At 63.7% G+C, this 19,284-nt stretch carries 20 protein-coding genes; 15 read left to right on the forward strand and 5 right to left on the reverse strand.

Annotation, left to right across the window (positions count from 1 at the left end; all coding sequences use genetic code 11):
• Nucleotides 1–285: 285 nt before the first annotated feature.
• A complete protein-coding gene (locus tag NKI06_RS13625; protein WP_352985755.1) occupies nucleotides 286–609 on the forward strand; it encodes a methyltransferase domain-containing protein in 324 nt (107 codons plus the stop codon).
• Nucleotides 610–689: 80 nt separating this feature from the next.
• On the opposite strand, the gene NKI06_RS13630 is transcribed toward NKI06_RS13625, so the two are convergent.
• Together NKI06_RS13630 and NKI06_RS13635 are read right to left on the reverse strand one after the other, a co-directional pair.
• A complete protein-coding gene (locus NKI06_RS13630) occupies nucleotides 690–1,565 on the reverse strand; it encodes an SLC5/6 family protein (RefSeq protein WP_352985757.1) in 876 nt (291 codons plus the stop codon).
• Nucleotides 1,566–1,823: 258 nt separating this feature from the next.
• On the reverse strand, nucleotides 1,824–1,976 hold the full coding sequence (locus NKI06_RS13635) for a hypothetical protein (protein ID WP_352500360.1): 153 nt from the start codon (nucleotides 1,974–1,976) through the stop codon (nucleotides 1,824–1,826).
• Between the two features lie 232 nt (nucleotides 1,977–2,208).
• Between NKI06_RS13635 and NKI06_RS13640 the strand changes: the two genes are divergently transcribed.
• The 4 genes from NKI06_RS13640 to NKI06_RS13655 all read left to right on the forward strand — a co-directional run bounded on the left by NKI06_RS13640 (nucleotide 2,209) and on the right by NKI06_RS13655 (nucleotide 4,031).
• Nucleotides 2,209–2,364, forward strand: a complete 156-nt coding sequence (locus NKI06_RS13640) for a DUF1127 domain-containing protein (protein ID WP_352985759.1) — start codon at nucleotides 2,209–2,211, stop codon at nucleotides 2,362–2,364.
• A 141-nt stretch (nucleotides 2,365–2,505) separates the two neighbouring features.
• Complete coding sequence (locus tag NKI06_RS13645) at nucleotides 2,506–2,679, forward strand: hypothetical protein (RefSeq protein ID WP_023754596.1); 174 nt, start codon at nucleotides 2,506–2,508, stop codon at nucleotides 2,677–2,679.
• A 173-nt stretch (nucleotides 2,680–2,852) separates the two neighbouring features.
• The gene (locus NKI06_RS13650; protein ID WP_023685922.1) at nucleotides 2,853–3,557 is read left to right on the forward strand and encodes a Crp/Fnr family transcriptional regulator; all 705 of its coding nucleotides are present in this window, start codon (nucleotides 2,853–2,855) and stop codon (nucleotides 3,555–3,557) included.
• 285 nt (nucleotides 3,558–3,842) lie between these two features.
• The gene (locus NKI06_RS13655) at nucleotides 3,843–4,031 is read left to right on the forward strand and encodes a hypothetical protein (RefSeq protein ID WP_023671412.1); all 189 of its coding nucleotides are present in this window, start codon (nucleotides 3,843–3,845) and stop codon (nucleotides 4,029–4,031) included.
• A 22-nt stretch (nucleotides 4,032–4,053) separates the two neighbouring features.
• On the opposite strand, the gene NKI06_RS13660 is transcribed toward NKI06_RS13655, so the two are convergent.
• The gene (locus NKI06_RS13660) at nucleotides 4,054–4,794 is read right to left on the reverse strand and encodes a sulfotransferase family protein (protein ID WP_023754595.1); all 741 of its coding nucleotides are present in this window, start codon (nucleotides 4,792–4,794) and stop codon (nucleotides 4,054–4,056) included.
• Between the two features lie 270 nt (nucleotides 4,795–5,064).
• On the opposite strand from NKI06_RS13660, the gene NKI06_RS13665 reads away from it, so the two are divergent.
• The gene (locus NKI06_RS13665) at nucleotides 5,065–6,279 is read left to right on the forward strand and encodes an aminotransferase-like domain-containing protein (protein ID WP_352770137.1); all 1,215 of its coding nucleotides are present in this window, start codon (nucleotides 5,065–5,067) and stop codon (nucleotides 6,277–6,279) included.
• Nucleotides 6,280–6,431: 152 nt separating this feature from the next.
• On the opposite strand, the gene yghU is transcribed toward NKI06_RS13665, so the two are convergent.
• Nucleotides 6,432–7,301 (reverse strand): glutathione-dependent disulfide-bond oxidoreductase, encoded by an 870-nt coding sequence (gene yghU / locus NKI06_RS13670; RefSeq protein ID WP_352985761.1) that lies wholly within the window; start codon nucleotides 7,299–7,301, stop codon nucleotides 6,432–6,434.
• 375 nt (nucleotides 7,302–7,676) lie between these two features.
• Here yghU and NKI06_RS13675 point away from each other — a divergent pair, with 375 nt between their 5' ends.
• Both NKI06_RS13675 and NKI06_RS13680 read left to right on the forward strand, forming a co-directional pair.
• On the forward strand, nucleotides 7,677–8,867 hold the full coding sequence (locus tag NKI06_RS13675) for an integrase core domain-containing protein (RefSeq protein WP_023826017.1): 1,191 nt from the start codon (nucleotides 7,677–7,679) through the stop codon (nucleotides 8,865–8,867).
• A gap of 187 nt (nucleotides 8,868–9,054) precedes the next feature.
• A complete protein-coding gene (locus tag NKI06_RS13680; RefSeq protein WP_352985764.1) occupies nucleotides 9,055–9,966 on the forward strand; it encodes a S1C family serine protease in 912 nt (303 codons plus the stop codon).
• A gap of 40 nt (nucleotides 9,967–10,006) precedes the next feature.
• Here NKI06_RS13680 and NKI06_RS13685 read toward each other — a convergent pair whose 3' ends face one another.
• Complete coding sequence (locus NKI06_RS13685; RefSeq protein WP_352985766.1) at nucleotides 10,007–10,621, reverse strand: hypothetical protein; 615 nt, start codon at nucleotides 10,619–10,621, stop codon at nucleotides 10,007–10,009.
• Between the two features lie 171 nt (nucleotides 10,622–10,792).
• Here NKI06_RS13685 and NKI06_RS13690 point away from each other — a divergent pair, with 171 nt between their 5' ends.
• The 7 genes from NKI06_RS13690 (at nucleotide 10,793) to NKI06_RS13720 (ending at nucleotide 19,282) form a co-directional block, all read left to right on the forward strand.
• Entirely contained in the window at nucleotides 10,793–11,383 is a 591-nt protein-coding gene (locus tag NKI06_RS13690; RefSeq protein ID WP_031244294.1) for a YdeI/OmpD-associated family protein, read from the forward strand.
• Between the two features lie 211 nt (nucleotides 11,384–11,594).
• Nucleotides 11,595–12,653, forward strand: a complete 1,059-nt coding sequence (locus NKI06_RS13695; RefSeq protein WP_352840094.1) for a GSU2403 family nucleotidyltransferase fold protein — start codon at nucleotides 11,595–11,597, stop codon at nucleotides 12,651–12,653.
• Nucleotides 12,654–12,861: 208 nt separating this feature from the next.
• The gene (locus NKI06_RS13700) at nucleotides 12,862–14,070 is read left to right on the forward strand and encodes an ABC transporter substrate-binding protein (protein WP_023743303.1); all 1,209 of its coding nucleotides are present in this window, start codon (nucleotides 12,862–12,864) and stop codon (nucleotides 14,068–14,070) included.
• A 2-nt stretch (nucleotides 14,071–14,072) separates the two neighbouring features.
• Nucleotides 14,073–14,876 carry an ABC transporter ATP-binding protein gene (locus tag NKI06_RS13705; RefSeq protein ID WP_286441604.1) on the forward strand — a complete coding sequence of 268 codons (804 nt, stop codon included), beginning with the start codon at nucleotides 14,073–14,075 and terminating at the stop codon, nucleotides 14,874–14,876.
• Nucleotides 14,873–15,577 (forward strand): ABC transporter ATP-binding protein, encoded by a 705-nt coding sequence (locus NKI06_RS13710; RefSeq protein ID WP_023743305.1) that lies wholly within the window; start codon nucleotides 14,873–14,875, stop codon nucleotides 15,575–15,577. Before NKI06_RS13705 ends, NKI06_RS13710 begins: the two co-directional genes overlap by 4 nt.
• Before the next feature lie 101 nt (nucleotides 15,578–15,678).
• Complete coding sequence (locus NKI06_RS13715; RefSeq protein WP_352985770.1) at nucleotides 15,679–18,672, forward strand: sarcosine oxidase subunit alpha; 2,994 nt, start codon at nucleotides 15,679–15,681, stop codon at nucleotides 18,670–18,672.
• A complete protein-coding gene (locus tag NKI06_RS13720; RefSeq protein ID WP_352985772.1) occupies nucleotides 18,650–19,282 on the forward strand; it encodes a sarcosine oxidase subunit gamma in 633 nt (210 codons plus the stop codon). The genes NKI06_RS13715 and NKI06_RS13720 overlap by 23 nt, the downstream gene beginning before the upstream one ends.
• Nucleotides 19,283–19,284: the final 2 nt, after the last annotated feature.

The raw sequence follows: 19,284 nt of genomic DNA on the forward strand, positions 1-19,284 counted from the left end.
ACGTTGTCGGCGCGCTCGCTAGGCCCGACGACTTCGAGAACTTCAAAAAAACTTTGAACAAAGGCTCCGTCGACTGCACTCCGCAGTTGAGGCAGATTCCACCCTAAGAGCTGAAGTGCTCGCGGCCATCAACCGAATCGTGGATGTCGGCTGGTGCATACGCGGAATTGGTGGCGTTGGACTACTTCTTGGCCACTCCGGAAACCGGGCCTGGACAGGTCGCCTTAGATCGCACCGTGGCAGCTTCTGAAACCCTCGCCAGCGACTTGGGCATGCCCCGAGGGTGTGCGCTTTGTCGATTGGGAAGAGGCGCTTGCCGGCGCGTGGGATCTCGTCGCCATGTTCGACGTGCTCGAGCACATCCCGGACCTGGGTTTCCTCGCCCGCCTTCAGGCCCGCCATCTGGCCATCGCCGTGCCCTATTGCCGTTGGCGTGAACTCGGTGCCGAGGGCGATGCGTGGTTCGAGACGTGGCGCATGCGTCTGCCCAACGAGCACCTGCACCATTTCGACCGTCAATCGCTGGTGGCGCTGCTGGGGCACAATGGTTTTGAGTGCGCGACGCTGAACGGATTCGAAGACGGAATCAGGCTGCGGCCAGGCAAGTGAGTCCCAACATTCTGTCCGGTTTTTTCAGAAAGCTATAGGGGCGCCCTGCCGGGCGCGCCTTGAACGTGAACGTGGGTGGATTATTGCGCCGGCGCTGGCGCGGGTGCCACGGGCGCTGCGGCGGCCGCCGCCGTGAACCCGCACTGCTTCTGTTCCATCTCGATCTGCTTGGTGATGCGAATGGCGTTTTGGGCATAGGCTTCCGTCACGGTGCCGCTGTTGACGGTCTTGTCCTTCAGCGGGCTGACCGCTGCGCAGAGGTGGAAGACATGCTCGGTGTCGGACTTGGCGGCGCCGTTCGCCGGCGCGATCCAGTAGACGATATCCTGGCCATTCGGGTGTGCCGCGTCCTTCGTCGCCGCGGCCACCGTGGTGGAGTCGGTGGCGATCGCCTGCGCCTGGGCGGCGACTTCGGGCGAGCAGGCCGTGGTCGGCTGCCCCGCCTTGATCTGTTCCGCGCAGGTGTTCATGTCCTGCGTGTACTGCTCGACCGACGGCGGCTGGTAGCTGACCCCGATCAGCGTCGCCAGCACGGCCAGCACGGCGCCGATGCCGCCGGCCACCTTCTTGCTCTTCGGGTCCATGTTCTTGTCGTTGAGGATCAAGAGAACCAGCGGCAGGAAGGCAATCAGCGTGATGATCGCGCCGAGCTGGTTCTGGACGAAGAACCGGAACGTGTCGGATTCGCGGGCCGGGTCCTTCCGGTTGGCGGCCTTCCAGAGCAGGCTGCCGGCGATGGCGAAGATCGCGATCCCGACCAGGATGCCGATCAGCAGCGGCAGGTTGCCCTGGTCGAACTTGTGCTTGTAGAGCAGTACGATCCCGGCGATCTCGCCGCCAATGGCGATGACCCACGACAGCACGGCGAACAGGCGCAGCCGCGTGGCCCCGGACTTCTGGCCCTGCGTTGCCTGCCAGTCCTTGGTAACGTCTACGGTCGGCTTGTTGTCGGTCATGACCAGATCCCCCGGTGTCGACACTTTTGCGGGGCGGCGTCAAAGGCGCCCGGCGCAGCGTCATTGATCGAACGTCGCCTGCCCCGGCGCGAAAGCGCCACGGCAGACCCCATCCTTATTGCGCATGATGGGATTCGTCCATAGCCGAGGCGGGCGGACGACGATGCCGGCGATGGTGCGGAGGAGGGCAGGGCAATCGCATATGGAGCTGGCGCAATCCCATGCGATTGCCCGGGAAGAGGGAAGTCACCCCTTGGCCTACACGAACCGGCCCAGCGCATCGACGATCAGATCACAGAACTTCGCATGGTCGAGCTTCATCGCCACGCTATGGCGGAAGTCGGTCTGCTCGCTCGCCGTACCGCCGAAATGGTGCATCGCGCCCATTTTCTCGAAATTGCAGACCGTCATGCCCTTGGTCCAGCGTCCCGCAAGCTCGACGCGGATGTCGGCCCTTTGGACGCGGGCAGTCTGGCGCGGCCTCCTTAGCGACTCTCCCGTTCCCTGAATTGATTTGTATACAAATGTTTCTGGGCGGCATCGGTTTGTGAAGCGCTTCACCGTTGCCGCGCAATCGATCGGTTACAGAGGCCGTGCAAGAGCGGGCCCGAGGCAGCGCTCTGCTGCTGCATGGAGGTAACCGATGTTTGACAGTCTCAGCAGAATTCGCGCTGCCCTGGCGCGCGCCAGCAAGCACAGGAAGACCGTGCGCGCACTGAATGCGCTGCCGACGGAGATCCAGAAAGACATTGGCTGGACGGAGTCGAGGTCGATCGATGAGATAAGGCTGCCGTTCTAGGGCCGCATCCCAGCGTCGCTAATATATCGCTCGCCATCGATTGTTCGGAAGCGTACAGTATAGCATCGTCGGCCACATCAATGGGCGCTGACGCTTGGGAGCGACCATCGCACTCCTGCCCCGACAGGAGGCATTGGAGCCATGGCGGAGCAACCGAGACAGTCCGGTCTGAGCGCCGAGGCGCTCGCGGCCTTGGCGCGGGAAACCGGGGCCTCCGAGCAGCAGATACAAGAGATCGCATCGCTGATCGGCAACGATCGCCCCTCCATCGTGCGCGAAGCGCGCATGGTTGCGGCTGACCGCCCGAAGCGCTGATCCAGGAACAAGCTGCTGGATTGATTGATGGGGCGTCGCCCCTGATTTGTCGGTTTTGTACGAAGTACAATGGCTGAATCCGAGTCAGCTATCGTCCAATGACCGTTTGCATTTGGGCAGGGCGCCGACGGCTGGGAGATGACATGTGCTCTTGCCCTTGACGGGAGAGAGCGATGGACCAGTCGGTCAGCAAGGAGAAAAGCGGCCTCTTGCGCCGCATGAACCCGGCCGACTTCGCACTGCTTGCGCCGCATTTGCACCATCGTGTGCTCGATCTCAAAGCCCCGCTCGAAATGGCGGGCGAGCCGGTCGCCTCGGTCTGTTTCCTGGAAAGCGGCCTGGCCTCGGTGGTGGCGAGGAACCGGCCGGGGCTCGACACCGAGGTCGGCATCATCGGCCACGAAGGCATGTCGGGCTCCGCTTTGGTGATGGGCGCCGACTGGGCGCCCCATGACTGCTACATGCAGATGCCGGGCGAGGCGGTGTGCATCGATTCCGAGCCGTTCAAGGCAGCGCTGCAGAAAAGCCCGACGCTTCGCGCCTTCCTGCTGCGCTATGCCCATTATCTGCACGGCCAGACCAAATCCACGGCGCTGAGCAATGCCCGCGCCAAGCTCGAGGATCGGCTGGCCCGATGGCTCCTGATGTGTGACGACAGGGTGGTCGGCCATCAGATCCAGATCACGCATGAGTTCCTGTCCGTCATGCTCGGCGTCAGGCGTCCGGGCGTCACCATCGGCCTGCAGATCCTGGAAGGGCGCGGCCTGATCCGGTCGCGGCGCGGCGAGATCGTCATTCGCGACCGGGATGGCCTGATCGCCGTCGCCGACGGTTTCTACGGCCAGGCCGAGGCCGAATACGAACGCCTGCTGGGCTGAGCCTGGCACGGGCTGGAAATGGCCGACGCGAATGCCGGTGAAAGCATGTTGCCAGAGCCGCGCCGGCCATTTGCGGCCGTCTGGGGAGAGGCCGCCCGGCAAATCTAGCATCGGCGCAAAAGCGGGCAACGAACCGCAATGGCTTGGTAAAAACCGTACAATCGAATTGTGTTGAACCTTGGTTCGGCAAGAGTATGAATCTGCTGTCGTCGACCATGTATATGGGGCGCTGGCGCCTGAGGCTTCGACAGGCTCGCGCGCCCGATGTGAACGGGGAAAACCGAAATGGCAGAACTGCTTTTCGATGTATCCGCCTTCGATTGCGCCATCCTGCGCGCCGCCTTCATCAAATCGGTGATGGAAGACAATGTCCCGGAAAAGCGCTGGCGCGCGCTCGCCGCCTCCCTGGTTCGCGACCTGACCGACCACGAAGATGTCGAGCCGGATCTCCTCGGCTGGATCACGCGCAAGTAGCGGTACCCTGACGGTCCGGCGGCTACCCCAGCCACCACCACAGCGCCGCGACCGCCGCAAGCACCGCCACCACCGACAGCCCCAGCATGATGTAGCTGCCCTTGATGATGTCGCGGATGATCTTCTTGACGCTTTCGCGGTCGTTGAGGTTGGGGAAAGGCTCGTTGGGCAGCGCCACGCCGAGGAAGCCGCAGAGCGGCGCCCAGCCATCGCTGACCTTGAACACCAGAAGCTTCTCCGGCGGCACGGCCGCTATCACCTCCTCGGTATAGGCGTTGTAGCGCGCCACCGCCTTGGCGCGGTCGTCCATCACGCCGGCAAGCGTGCGGCCCCAGATCAGCCTGTGCGACATGTCGCCGAATTTGCGGCCGAACGGCGTCAGCCATTCCAGCACCTTGAACTGCCACAATGTCTCGGTGAAGTGGATCGTGTCGATGGTGCTGTCGTACCAGGCCTCGGCGCCGCGCGGATGCAGGGTGAGCAGCACCTTGGCGTCGGGATAGGCGGCCATCAATTCGCGCCACACGCAGCATCCCGGATTGTCGACCGTCGCCTTGTAGTTGGCAAAGACTCTGGTCCAGTCGTGCTGGCTGCCGGGCGGGCTGTTGGCCACCTTGCGCCAGAAGTCGAGATGGCCCTTGTTGGCCTTGTTGAGGATGACTTCCTGCATGTGGTAGCTGGGAAGGCCCAGCCTGTTCAGCGCGGCAAAGGTCGACCATGTGCCGGTGCGGCCGAATCCGGCCCCGATGAGCTCAAGCGCCATTTTATCTCCCCTGGTTGAGACCGCTTTTCTTTTTATGCCGGTCCGCTCGGAATGAGGTTGCATCCGCGCCCCTCGGCGCGCAACAATTTTCCCTGTGCAGGGGTCAAAATGTGTTTGCTTTTTCGTCTGGGCCACGCGGAATGACGGTCTGGCTATTCCCGCGGGTGGGGGAGCCTGATAATAGGTCAGCCAGATTGACCTAAATTCGCATGGCCGGGACGGTCATGCTGGACCAGATGCCGTATCCCGGGAGGTTGGCTCGTGAGTTTGATGGACCTGTTGGCGTCGCGCGCCTCGCGCATGAAGGCGTCGGAAATCCGCGAGCTGCTCAAACTGCTCGACCAGCCCGATATCATCTCCTTTGCCGGCGGCATCCCCGATCCGGCCTTGTTTCCGGCGCAAGCCATCGCCGATGCTTACGCCTCGGTGCTGGGCGGCGCGGAGGCGAGCGCAGCACTTCAGTATCAGGTCTCCGAAGGCTATCTGCCGCTCAGAAAATGGCTGGCCGGCCAGATGGGCAAGCTTGGCATCGCCTGCGACGAGCACAACATCTTCATCACCTCCGGCTCGCAGCAGGCGCTGGATTATCTCGGCAAGCTGTTCCTGTCGCCGGGCGACACAGCACTCGTGACATGGCCGACCTATCTCGGCGCGTTGCAGGCCTTCAACGCCTATGAGCCGCGCTACGACCGGCTGACGCCGGATGGCGGCAACATGACGCCGGCCGCCTACCAGGCGGCGGCTGCTGCCCCCTCTACTTTTGCAAAAGAGGGCGGCAAGGTGAAGTTCGCTTATCTCGTTCCGGATTTCGCCAACCCGACCGGCGAGACGCTGAACCGCCAGCAGCGCGAGGCGGTGCTCGACCTTGCCGGCGAGCTCGACATTGCCGTCATCGAGGACGCCGCCTATCGCGCGCTGCGCTATGACGGCGAGGGCCAGCCGCCGATCCTGGCGCTCGACTGCGAACGCTCAGGCGGCATCGACAATGCCCGCACGCTCTATTGCGGCTCGTTCTCAAAGATTCTGTCGCCGGGCATGCGCGTCGGCTGGGTCTGCGCGCCGCGCCGCGTCGTCGAGCGGCTGGTGCTGATGAAGCAGGCGTCGGACCTGCACAGCCCGTCGATCAACCAGCTGGTCATGCACCGCGTCTCCGAGGCCGTGTACGACAGCCAGGTGGAAAAGCTGATCGGCGCCTATCGCCAGCGCCGCGACGGCTTGCTTGCAGCACTCGAAGCGGAAATGCCGGATGGCGTCAGCTGGAGCCGACCGGAAGGCGGCATGTTCGTCTGGCTGACATTGCCTGAGGGTTCGGATGCCACCGCGCTGCTCGCCCGCTCGGTCAAGGAAGCCCGCGTGGCGTTCGTGCCGGGCAACGCATTCTACGCCGACGGTTCGGGACGCAACACGATGCGGATGAGCTTTACGCTCGCAGATGAACGCGCCGTGGGTGAAGGCGTGCCGAGGCTGGCGAAATTGATGGGCTAATCTCCCCCCTCGAGGGGGAGATGTCGCCGAAGGCGACAGAGGGGGTCGCCGCGCGTGGAGCGCTAACCTCCTTCCGTCGCAGGAGGTCGAGCCCAGTCGAGCCGAGCCCCTCTGGCCTGCCGGCCATCTCCCCCTCAAGGGGGGAGATTAGCTCACTCCGCCACAACCAATTTATCCTGCGTCTTCGTATCGAAATCGCTGGCGTCGTGGCGCTCGTGCAGTTGCATGGCGGGGTCGCCGAAGGCGCGGTTGACCATGCGGCCGCGTTGCACGGTCGGGCGGGCGTCGATCGCCTTGGCCCAGCGTTGTACGTGCTCGTAGTCCTGCACCGACAGGAATTCGGCGGAATCATTGTACATGCGGCCGAGCGCCAGGCCGCCATACCAGGGCCACACCGCCATGTCGGCGATCGAATAGAAGGCGCCGCCGAGATATTCAGTCTCCGCCAGCCGCCGGTCGAGCACGTCGAGCTGGCGCTTGGTCTCCATGGCGAAGCGGTCGATGGCGTATTCGAACTTTTCCGGCGCATAGGCGTAGAAATGGCCGAAGCCGCCGCCGAGATAGGGCGCCGAACCCATCTGCCAGAACAGCCACGACAAGGTTTCCGCGCGCGCCGGCTGTTCGGTCGGCAGGAACTCGCCGAACTTTTCCGCGAGATAAAGCAGGATCGAACCGGATTCGAAGACGCGGACAGGCGTCTTGCCGCTGCGGTCGAGCAGCGCCGGGATCTTGGAGTTGGGGTTGACCTCGACAAACCCCGAGCCGAACTGGTCGCCATCGTTGATGCGGATCAGCCAGGCGTCGTATTCGGCGCCCTTGTGGCCGAGCGCCAGAAGCTCCTCCAGCATGACAGTCACTTTGACCCCATTCGGCGTCGCCAGCGAATAGAGCTGCAGCGGATGCTTGCCGACCGGCAGCACCTTGTCATGCGTCGGACCGGCAGTAGGCCGGTTGATGCTGGCGAACGTGCCGCCATTGGCTTTCTTCCAGCTCCAGACTTTCGGCGGGGTGTATTCGGTCATGCGGGGAATTCCTTGGGTTTGGCGGACCTTGCGCTGTTGGCGCGAGACTGATGCGGAAAGTCGACTCGAAGCTAGATACCGATAGAGATAGGTGCAATTCAGAAAGGTTCAACTTGTGTTGAACTATTATCGATGTCAGCGCCGCCCCTCATGGCCCTGCCGGGCACTTCTCCCCGTATAGTGACGGGGAGAAGGAAGCTGTCGCCTACTGATTTCGCCAATTGCCAGCGTTGCCAAGAGCGCCGATGTTGCGGCCATCTCCCCTCTCCCCGTCACTGTACGGGGAGAGGATGCCGCTGTCCGAACCGGATAGATAGGTAACAGAATGGACCGATAGCATGGGTGACAGTTTTCTTGTCCGCCGGAGGACCGGCGATGGTTTGGCGAGAGACTGGCATCATGGACGAGCGGCTACGGTTTGTTGTGGAGTGTCTTTCTGGGGATGAGACGATGGTTGCGCTTTGTGCGGCCTACGGGATCTCACGCAAGAACGGCTACAAATGGCTAGGACGCTATCGGACGTTTGGGCCTGAGGGTTTGCACGACCTGCCGCGAGCCCCGCTCAATCATGGCCGGGCGACAGCTCAGGATCTGGTTGAGCGGATTGTGGCGGCCAAGGAGCTGCATCCGCTCTGGGGTCCAAAGAAGATCGTGGCACGGCTCAGGCGCACGGCTCCCGAGTTCATGTGGCCTTCAGCCTCGACGGTCGGCGCGATCCTTGCGCGGCATGGGCTTGTCCGCGCCCGCAAGCGACCCCGCCTGCGGGCCTGCGGCAATGGACCCTGGCCACAGCCGCAAGAACCGAACGCGGTGTGGACTGGCGATCACAAGGGCTGGTTCCGGACCCGCGACGGCTGGCGTTGCGAACCCTTGACGGTGATGGATGCGTCGAGCCGCTATCTTCTGGCGCTCGAAGCGACGGGGTCGACGGCCGATAGCGAAGCCTGGCCGGTGTTCGAACGGCTGTTTGAAGAGCATGGCCTGCCGGATCGCTTCAGAAGCGACAATGGCCCGCCCTTCGCATCGGCCGGCGTCACCGGGCTGACGCCGCTTGTCGTGCGCTTCATCAAGCTCGGCATCACCTTGGAGCGGATCGCACCCGGCAGGCCACAGCAGAACGGACGTCACGAGCGCTTTCACCTGACCATGCTGCCGATGGCCGAGGCACCGGAAGCCGACCGAACGGCACAGGGCCAGGCCTTCGAGACCTTCCGCCACAGCTACAATGAGGAACGTCCCCATGAGGCGCTGGGCATGGATACGCCCGCCCAGCACTACCGGTCCTCACAGCGCGCCATGCCCAGGACACCACCCGAGCCCGTCTATCCGGCCGAGGCCTCGGTCCGCCGCGTGCGCCACAATGGCGAGATCCGATGGAATGGCGGCTTCATATATGTCTCGCAAGCGCTGGCGGGCGAACCGGTCGCTGCGTTGGAGACCGAAGACGGACAATGGACACTCTCATTCCATGCCCACCCGCTCGGCATCATCGACACACGGCACATGAAGCTTGTCCGCCGCAGCGCCGCGCCAACCAATCCGCTTGGCGCTGCGGCGGACGCATAGGGGGAGAGAAGTGTCACCTATGTATCCGGTTCAAAGTGTTACCCATCTATCGGCTGGATACCGGCAGGCGGACGAGGAGCAGCGCCAGCCTCTGAAATGATTGCCTTGTTGCCTAAGCCCTTGCGCCCTGTGCAGCGCGGCATACCTATAGAGGATACTGCCCACGCATATCTGCCAGGATGAAAGCATGCCGATCGATCCCGTTTCCCCGCTCTTGCGCTCCGTCGTTGGCGTGCGCGCCATGGTTCCCGACGATGCCTTCACGGCCAATGCCCTGGGCACGCGCCGGGAAGGCAGCGGCGTCGTCATCCGCGGCGACGGGCTGGTGCTCACCATAGGCTATCTCATCACCGAGGCCGAGGAGGTCTGGCTGACCGACCAGGACGGCCGCGTCGTGCCGGCACATGCGCTGGCCTATGACCAGGAGACAGGCTTCGGCCTAGTGCAGGCGCTGGCGCCGCTCGGCCTGCCGGCGGTGGCGCTGGGCGACGCCTCGAAGGCCAAGATCGGCGACCCCGTGGTGTTTGCCGACGGCACCGGCCGCTCGGTCAAGGCACACATCGTCACCAAGCAGGAATTCGCCGGCTATTGGGAATATCTGCTTGACGAGGCGATCTTCATTGCCCCGGCGCACCCGTCCTGGGGCGGCGCGGCACTCATCGGCCAGGATGGCAGCCTGCTCGGCATCGGTTCGCTGCTTTTGCAGATGAGCCGCAACGGCGAGGTCGCCGACATCAACATGGTCGTGCCGATCAACCTTCTGACCCCGATCCTCGACGATCTGCTGACGCGCGGCCAGGCGGCGAAGCCGCCGCGCCCATGGCTCGGCGCCTTCTCGGCCGAGTCGAACGGTGCGGTCGTGGTGATGAGCGTCGCCGAAGGCGGCCCCGCCGCCAAGGCCGGCCTGCGCCAGGGCGACATCATCTCCGACGTGCGCGATGGCGAGGTCGACGGTCTCGCCGATTTCTACCGTAAGCTATGGCAGAATCCGGCGGGTTCGGAGATTCCTCTCAGGGTCGTACGCGACGGCCGCGAAACCTGGCTCAGGGTAAAATCCGCCGACCGCAACAGTTTCTTGAAGAAACCGCATCTGCAGTGAAAGCCAATCTCCCCCCAAGTGGGGGAGATTGGCTGCCCCCTCAATCTCCGCATACCCTAAAAGGCGTCCCTGTGTCCCACTCCGCGAAGGGCACGACCCGGCCTTCGACCGACACGACACTGTCCACCTTGCTGCCATCCTCCTGCGTCTTCATGCTTTTGCCTTTGCCGGTAAGCACATCGTAGTCGCAGCTGCTATCGATTATGTCGGTCTGGTATTTGTAACTGTCATAGGCCACGCCTGCGACGACGAAGGCTTCGTTGCGCCAGGCGATGGTCAGCGTCATGTCGGTCCGCTCGCCGGGGCCGATCAGCCCCGGCAGATAGATCTTGATCGAGCCGTTGGGCAGCAAGGTCAACTCCGGTTCGATGCCGGAGCCCTCATAATGCGGCTGGTCGTAGTCGTTCCATTCGCCGTAGACCTGCTCATGCACGACGCCGGCGGGTTTCAGAAAATTGTACTTTTTGTCCCTCAGGAAGAAATGCATGTCCATGGTATCGTCTTCGGGCTCGGTCTCGACGATCATCGCCAGATCGGCGGCGCCGTCCCCATTGAAGTCGCCGGTCAGCGCGGTGATGATCTTCTGGGTTTCGATGGGTTCGGCGAGCGCCGAGGCCGGCAGCAGAAGGATGAGGCCGAGTAACATCGATCGCATGGCATTTCCCCCGAATTGCAGTCTGCCTTGCCCGGCTCGACCAGCCGGGAAACTGCCATGAGCGCCGGCTTGGGCGCAAGCCGGCTCGCAATAGGCTAGGGGGTATCGACGCCGCTGACGGAAACTGGCATCGACAGCCGATACAGCCGGCCCGGCAACAACGAGGTGATGATGGCGCCGTTCAAGGTCGATCCCGACAAGGTTCATGAATTCCCCGATCCCGACAGTTTTTACGCCTGGCTGCGCGAAAATCATGCCGGCGAGAGCGAGGTCTGGATCAAGGTCCACAAGGTCGGCTCGGGCCTCGCCTCGATCACGCCGAAGCAGGCCATCGACGTGGCGCTGTGCTTCGGCTGGATCGACGCCATACGCAAGCCGCTCGACGACAAGAGCTTTCTGCAGCGCTACACGCCGCGCGGCAAGAAGAGCATCTGGAGCAAGATCAACATCGACAATGTCGCCCGCCTAGTCGAGGAGGGCCGCATGACCGAACACGGGCTGAAACAGGTCGAGGCGGCCAAGGCCGACGGCCGCTGGGACCGTGCCTACGGCTCAGCCATGAAAATTCCCGACGATCTCCGGGCCGCCATCGATGCCGAACCCGCGGCAAAAGAGATGCTGGCGAAGCTTTCCGCCCAAAACCGCTTCGCGCTCGCCTTCCGCACCCACAACATGAAGACGGAGGCGGGGCGCAGGAAGAAGATCGAGGCTTTCGTCGCGATGCTGAAGCGCGGCGAGACGATCTATCCGCAGAAGCGGTGAGGCGACGGCAAGCGGCTGCCATGGTGCGCGCAGCTAAAAACCCGCTTGTGAGGTTCTGGCCTCCCTTGCTCGGACATAACCTATTGTTTTTACGGTATTTTCCACTCCTCGTTCGGGTGATAGCTGCGATAGTGGAAAAAACATAACAACATGTTGTTAATTAAGAGTTTTCCACTATGTTGACTTGATCCTGACTTAAGAGTGGAAACCGATGCTGAGAGAGTTGACCGGCGAGCAGCGGCGCCAACTCATAGATACGCAACAGGTCTACGAGGCCTGGCAGCATGCTGATGACCAGCGCCAAAGGCGCTTTGCAGGCAGCATGCGCTGGGTTGAGCGCAACGGTGCTGAATACCTGCTGCGGAAGGTCCGGCAGGTCGAGAATTCACTCGGGCCAAAAAGCAGCCAGACGGAGAAGGCGTTCGCTGCGTTTTCCGAGGGCAGGGTGCAGAACAAGGATCTGCTGGCAGGTCTGGCCGATCGCCTGAACGGCCTGGCGAAAGTCAATGTGGCAATGGGGTTGGGCAGGGTACCGGCCATCGCCGCACGGATATTGCGGCGGTGCGCCGAAACAGACCTGCTGGGCAAGCAGTTGCTGGTCGTCGGCACGAATGCGCTGTTCGCTTACGAGGCTCTGGCGGGCGTCCAGATCACCAGCGGTCTCACGGCAACCGGCGACATCGACCTGCTCTTCGATTCCCGAGGCCGCATCAGCTTCGTGACCGGCGAGAGGGTAAGCCAGTCCGGCCTGATAGGCGTGTTGCGTAAAGTGGACAGGTCCTTCAAGCCGCTCCAGCCCCGGGCCTTCAGGGCAGCGAACCGTGATGGCTATCTGGTCGACCTGATCCGTCCGCAGGCAAGACATGTCCTCAAGGACAACGCCACTACCTCGATTACACAGCTTGCCGACGATCTCGACAGCGCACCCATGGAGGGGCTGCAATGGCTCATCAACGCTCCAAAGGTGGAGGCTGTGGCGATCGATGAGCGTGGCTATCCCGTAAGCATGCCGACGGTCGACCCTCGAATGTTCGCTCTGCACAAGGCTTGGCTGGCCACGCTGCCTGATCGGTCTGCGGTCAAGGCAATGAGAGATCGTGAACAGGCGGAAGCGGCTGCACGCATTGCCACGGGCTATCTTGCGCTTCCGCTGGACAGCGAGCATCTCAAAGGGCTTCCGGGGGCACTGCTGGACGCTTCGGCCGCAACGCTCTCTCTGCCTGGCCCGAGCGGCTTTTCCGAAGACTCTCCAATTGAGCCCGACTGGTAGCGGCCGCGCTAGCACGCCATGCTACGAAAATAGCATTCTCGCCTCGCGAAATGTGATGCTACGGTTCCCGGCGCACCCAGGGCGGAGGGGTTGCCAAGAGGAGAAGTGGCGGGCGCTGGCCCGGATTTCAGCGAGAACCGGACGGAACTGTTGAACCATTGCAAGGCCGCCGCGTTTTCCAGCGTCGGCCACAAGGGAGGAACCACCTGTGAAAGCATCCTATCTCGTCTCAGCCGCGCTGCTTGCGGCGACTGCGATGCCGGCGGCGGCCGGCGAAATTTCCGACGGCAAGGTCAAGATCGGCATCCTCAACGACCAGTCGGGCGTCTATGCCGATTTCGGCGGCAAATGGTCGGTCGAGGCCGCCAAGATGGCGGTCGAGGATTTTGGCGGCAAGGTGCAGGGCGCGCCGATCGAGATCGTCAACGCCGATCACCAGAACAAGCCCGACATTGCCTCCAACATTGCGCGCCAGTGGTACGACACCGAGCAGGTCGACGCGATCATGGAACTGACGACATCCTCGGTGGCGCTCGCCGTCCAGGGGTTGTCCAAGGAAAAGAAGAAGATCGACATCGTTACCGGAGCGGCATCGGCCGACCTGACCGGCAAGCAATGCTCGCCCTACGGTTTCCACTGGGCTTACGATACCCACTCGCAGGCGGTCGGCACCGGCGGCGCGCTGGTGCAGCAGGGCGGCGACAGCTGGTATTTCATCACCGTCGACTATGCCTTCGGCTATTCGCTGAAGGAGCAGACCTCAAAGGTTGTTGAGGCAAGCGGCGGCAAAGTGCTGGGCGAGGTGCGTTACCCCTTGGGATCGACGGATTATTCCTCCTTCCTGCTGCAGGCGCAGTCCTCCGGCGCCAAGGTTATCGGCCTTGCCAATGCCGGCCTCGACACCTCCAATACCATCAAGCAGGCGGCCGAGTTCGGCATTGTCGCCGGCGGCCAGCGGCTGGCAGCCCTTCTGTTCACCCTTGCCGAGGTGCACGGCCTCGGCCTGCAGGCGGCGCAGGGCGTGGTGCTCACCGAAGGGTTTTACTGGGACCGCGACGACAAGAGCCGCGACTTCGCCGGGCGCTTCTTCAAGCGCACCAACCGCATGCCCAACATGATCCAGGCCGGCACCTATTCGGCGGTGCTGCAATATCTCAAGGCCATCGACAAGGCCGGCACCGACGAGACCGAGGCGGTCGCCAAGCAACTCCATGAAATGCCCGTCGACGACATCATCAACGCCAACGGCAAGGTACAGGCCGACGGGTCGATGGTGCACGACATGTATCTCTATCAGGTCAAGAAGCCCGAGGAGTCGAAGAAGGACTGGGACTACTACACCTACCTTGCGACCATTCCGGGCGACAAGGCCTTCATCAAGGCCGAAGACAGCGGCTGCCCGCTCGTCACCAAGTGACGATGGCGCAAGCCGTGGCCGTCCAGCCGGACGGTGCCGAAATCAAGCCGCGGGTGGTGCTCTCCGCCCGCGGCCTGCGGCGCGACTTTGCCGGTTTCATTGCCGTCAACAATGTCGACCTCGACGTCCATCACGGCCAGATCCATGCGCTGATCGGGCCGAACGGCGCCGGCAAGACGACGATCTTCAACCTCTTGACCAAGTTCCTGCAGCCGAGCAGCGGCAGGATCGAACTGTTGGGCAACGACATCACCCGCACCGCGCCGGCCAGGGTGGCGCGCATGGGTCTCGTCCGCTCGTTCCAGATATCGGCGATCTTTCCGCATCTGAGCGTGCTCGACAATGTCCGCGTCGCCTTGCAGCGGCCGAGCGGGCTCGGCTTCCAGTTCTGGCGCTCGCTGGCCGCGCTTGACCAACTGACGCCACGGGCGCGCGAACTGCTTGCCGTCGTCGGTCTCGACGATGTCGCGCATCGTCCGGCCGGCGATCTCTCCTATGGCCGAAAGCGCGTGCTCGAGATCGCCACCACGCTGGCGCTCGACCCGAAAGTGCTGCTGCTCGACGAGCCGATGGCCGGCATGGGGCACGAGGATGTCGGCGTCATTTCCGGCATCATCCGCTCGCTGGCAACGGACCGCGCCGTGCTGATGGTCGAGCACAATCTCACCGTCGTCGCCGACCTTTGCGACTGGATCACCGTCATGCAGCGCGGCCAGGTGCTCGCCGCCGGCGACTACGCAACGGTGAGCAACGATGAGCGCGTCAGGGTCGCCTACATGGGGACCGAGCAGGGGGACCGAGCATGAGTGAGCCGCTGCTTGCCGTGCGCGATCTCCATGCCTGGTATGGCGAGGGCCATGCGCTGCATGGCGTCAACCTCGACGTTTTTCGCGGTGAGACGGTGACGCTGCTCGGCCGCAACGGTGTCGGCAAGACCACAACGCTGCGCGCCATTATGGGGCTGGTCCGCAAGCGCAGCGGCAGTGTCACCTTCGACGGCAGCGACCTGATGCGCCTGCCGCTGCATCGTGTTGCCCATCGCGGCATCGGCTTCGTGCCGGAGGAACGCGGCATCTTCGCCACGCTCACCGTCGACGAAAACCTGATCCTGCCGCCGGTTGTGGCCAAGGGCGGCATGAGCGTCGAGGAAATCTTCGGTCTCTTTCCCAACCTCAAGGAGCGCCGCAACAGCCCCGGCACCAAACTCTCCGGCGGCGAACAGCAGATGCTGGCCATCGCCCGCATCCTGCGGACGGGCGTGCAGATGCTGCTGCTCGACGAGCCGACCGAGGGCCTGGCGCCGGTCATCGTCCAGCGCATCGGCGAACTGCTGGCGACCTTGAAAAAGCGCGGCATGACCATCCTGCTCGTCGAGCAGAATTTCCGCTTCGCCGCCCGCATCGCCGACCGCTTCTACCTGATGGAGCACGGCAAGGTGGTGGAGGGTTTTGCCGCAAGCGAGCTTGCCGCTCACACGCAACAGCTGCACGAGGTGTTGGGGGTATGATGACGACAGCCCACGGCAGTACCCCCACCCCGCTGCTGCGCAGCGACCCTCCCCACAAGGGGGAGGGTAAGGGGCGGCGCCATCCTTCGCCATGACACCATATGGATCAGAGGCTGGACATCGTGACCTCTCATCGTCTCTCATCCGGCGGTCTCATCGACCGTTCCACCCCCCTCACCTTCCGCTTCGACGGCACGACATTTTCCGGCTTCCAGGGCGACACGCTGGCGTCGGCGCTGGTCGCCAATGGCGTCAAGCTGGTCGGCCGCTCGTTCAAATACCATCGTCCGCGCGGCATTCTGACTGCGGGCTCGGAAGAACCCAACGCGCTGGTCGAACTGCGCACCGGCGCACGGCGCGAGGCCAACACCAAGGCCACGACGGCCGAACTGTATGAAGGCCTCGAAGCGGCAAGCCAGAACCGCTGGCCCTCGCTGCGCCACGATGTGATGTCGGTGAACCAGCTGTTCGCACCGATCTTCGTCGCCGGCTTCTACTACAAGACCTTCATGTGGCCGGCAAAATTCTGGGAAATGGTCTACGAGCCGGCGATCCGACGCGCCGCGGGTTTGGGTCGCGCGGCGGTCACCCCCGATCCGGATCACTACGACAAGGCCTGGGCGCATTGCGATGTGGTGATCGCCGGCTCCGGTCCGGCCGGTCTCGCCGCCGCACTCGCTGCAGGCCGCAGCGGTGCGCGCGTCATCCTGTGCGAAGAAGATTTTGCGCCCGGCGGCCGTCTGTTGTCGGATGGCGGCACGATCGACGGTCTGCCGGCCGCGGAGTGGCTGTCGCGCACACTGGCCGAGCTCAGCTCGATGCCGGATGTCCGCATCATGACCCGCACGACCCTGTTCGGCGTCTATGACGGCGGTACCTATGGCGCGATCGAGCGGGTCAACGATCATCTGCCGGTGCCGCCCGAGCATCAGGTGCGCCAGCGCCTGTGGCGCATCGTGGCCAAGCGCTGCGTCGTCGCCGCCGGCGCGATTGAGCGTCCCATCGTCTTTGCCGGCAATGACACGCCCGGCGTGATGATGGCGTCCGCCATCCGCACCTACGTCACACGTTATGCGGCGACGCCGGCAAAGCGGATCGCGCTGTTCACCAACAATGAGGATGGCTGGCGCACGGTCGAGACGGCACTTGGCGCCGGGCTGCAGATCGCGGCGGTGATCGACGCGCGGCCTGACGTCTCGCCTGCCCATCGTTCTCTCGCTTCCAGGAACGGCTTCACCGTGCTGCATGGTTCGGTCAGCGGCGTCGACGGCGGCAAGGACGGCGTAAGAAAAATAGCGGTGTCGCTGACCGGCGGCGCGCGCGCCGAGGGCGAGGCCGACGGGCTTGCCGTTTCCGGCGGCTGGAATCCGGCGGTCGGGCTCACCTCTTACCATCGCGGCCGGCCGAAATGGCGAGACGACATCGCCGCCTTCGTGCCGGACGGCGCGCCGCCCGGTATGGTCGCCGCAGGTGCGGCTAACGGCAACTTCGGGCTAGGCGCCTGCCTGCGCGCAGGTTTCGAGGCCGGCGCCGCAGCGGCGCGGGACGCCAGCCGGATCGGCAATGCGGGATCGGCACCGGTCGCCGACGACGAGGCGTTCTCGCTGACCCCGCTTTGGCACGTCGCCGGCAAAGGCAAGGCCTTTGTAGACCAGCAGCATGACGTCACCGCGTCCGACATCGAGCTGGCGCAGCGCGAGGGTTTTGAATCGGTCGAGCATCTGAAGCGCTACACCACGCTCGGCATGGCGACCGACCAGGGCAAGACGTCCAATGTCGCCGGCCTCGCCATCATGGCGGCGGTGTCGGGCAAATCCATTCCCGAGACCGGCACGACCATCTATCGCCCGCCCTACGTGCCGGTCGCCATCGGCGCTTTTGCCGGCCACCATCGCGACGAAAATTTCCATGCGACGCGGCTGACGCCGTCGCATCACTGGGCGGCCGAACAAGGCGCGATCTTTGTCGACACCGGCCTGTGGAAGCGCGCGCAATGGTATCCGCGCGCGGGCGAGAAGGACTGGCTGGAATCGGTCACCCGCGAGGTCAAGGCGGTGCGCTCGGGCGTCGGCTTCTGCGATGTCTCGACGCTGGGCAAGATCGACGTGCATGGCCCGGATGCCGGCGCCTTCCTCGACCGCGTCTACATCAACACGTTCTCCAGCCTCGCCGTCGGCAAGGCGCGCTACGGGCTTATGCTGCGCGAGGATGGCCTGGTCTACGATGACGGAACCACGTCGCGGCTGGCCGAGGACCATTATTTCCTCACCACGACCACGGCGAAGGCCGGGCTGGTGATGCAGCATCTCGAATTCTGCCGGCAGGTGCTATTCCCCGAACTCGACGTGCAACTGACCTCGGTCTCCGACCAGTGGGCGCAGTTCTCGATTGCCGGGCCAAGGACGCGAGACCTGTTGAAGGAAATCGTCGACCCTGCCGAGGACCTTTCGAACGAAGGTTTTCCCTTCATGGGCGTGCGCGAAGTCGCTTTGCGCGGCGGCATCAAGGCGCGGCTGTTCCGCATCTCCTTCTCCGGCGAGATGGCGTTCGAGATTTCTGTGCCGGCGCGTTACGGTGAAGCGATGGCACGCAATTTGATGCTGGCGGGAAAACCGTTCGGCGTGACGCCGTATGGCACAGAAGCCCTCGGCGTCATGCGCGTTGAAAAGGGCCATGTCGCCGGACCGGAACTGAGCGGCACGACGACCGCCGCCGATCTCGGCCTCGGCAAGATGATGTCGACCAAGAAGGATTTCATCGGTCGCGTCATGGCCGGCCGCGAGGCGCTGGTGGCGCCGGACCGGCAGGTCGTGGTCGGCATCAAGCCGGTCGACAAGGCGCGCCGCCTGCGCTCCGGCGCGCACATCATCCCGAAGGGCCAGACGCCCGGGCCTGATAACGACCAGGGCTACGTCACCTCGGTCTGCTTCTCGCCGACGCTCGACCAGTGGATCGGTCTCGGCCTTGTCGAGCGCGGCCGCGAACGCATCGGCGAGATCGTCCACGCGCATGATCCGCTGCGCGGTGAAGACTATGATGTCGAACTCTGCAATCCCGTCTTCTACGATCTCGATGGAGGGCGCCAGCGTGGCTGATTTTTCCTGGGATGTTCGTAGCCCGCTCGAGCGCGCGCTCGCTCCTGGCGCTTACGGCCCGCAAGGCGATGCCGGTGTGTCGCTGACCGAGATCCGCAATTTCGACCTCGTCCAGGTGATGGCACGGCGCGGCAAGGCGGGTGATTTGGCCAAGGCCGCGAACGCTCGTTTCGGCGTCGCGGCTCCGGAAACGCCGAAGGCGGTTGGCACCGCGGATGCGACGCTGATCTGGTCGGGACCGGATCAGTTTTTTGTCCTGTCGAAGGGTGGCAGGACTGAGGTGCTCGCTCAGACCTTTGCATGTTCCGCTTCGCTATCCGACCAATCGCATGCACGCGTGCTGATCAGCATCTGCGGCCTCAAGGCGCGCGTCATGCTGGCGAAACTTTCGTCGATTGATTTGCATCCCGATGCGTTTCCGGTTGGCGCTGCTGCCGCGACCTCGATGGATCACACCAGCGTCACGCTCTGGCGTGGTGGTGACAAGGCGGATGGGCAGGCGGTGTTCAACCTCCTGGTGTTTGCGACGTTTGCCGAAAGTCTGTGGCACACGATGTTGGATTCGGCTGCGGAGTATGGTGTGGCTATCGGGCATTCCGAGGAGCTTTAGCT

The sequence above is a fragment of the Mesorhizobium sp. M0772 genome, from assembly GCF_040320135.1.
Taxonomy (GTDB): domain Bacteria; phylum Pseudomonadota; class Alphaproteobacteria; order Rhizobiales; family Rhizobiaceae; genus Mesorhizobium.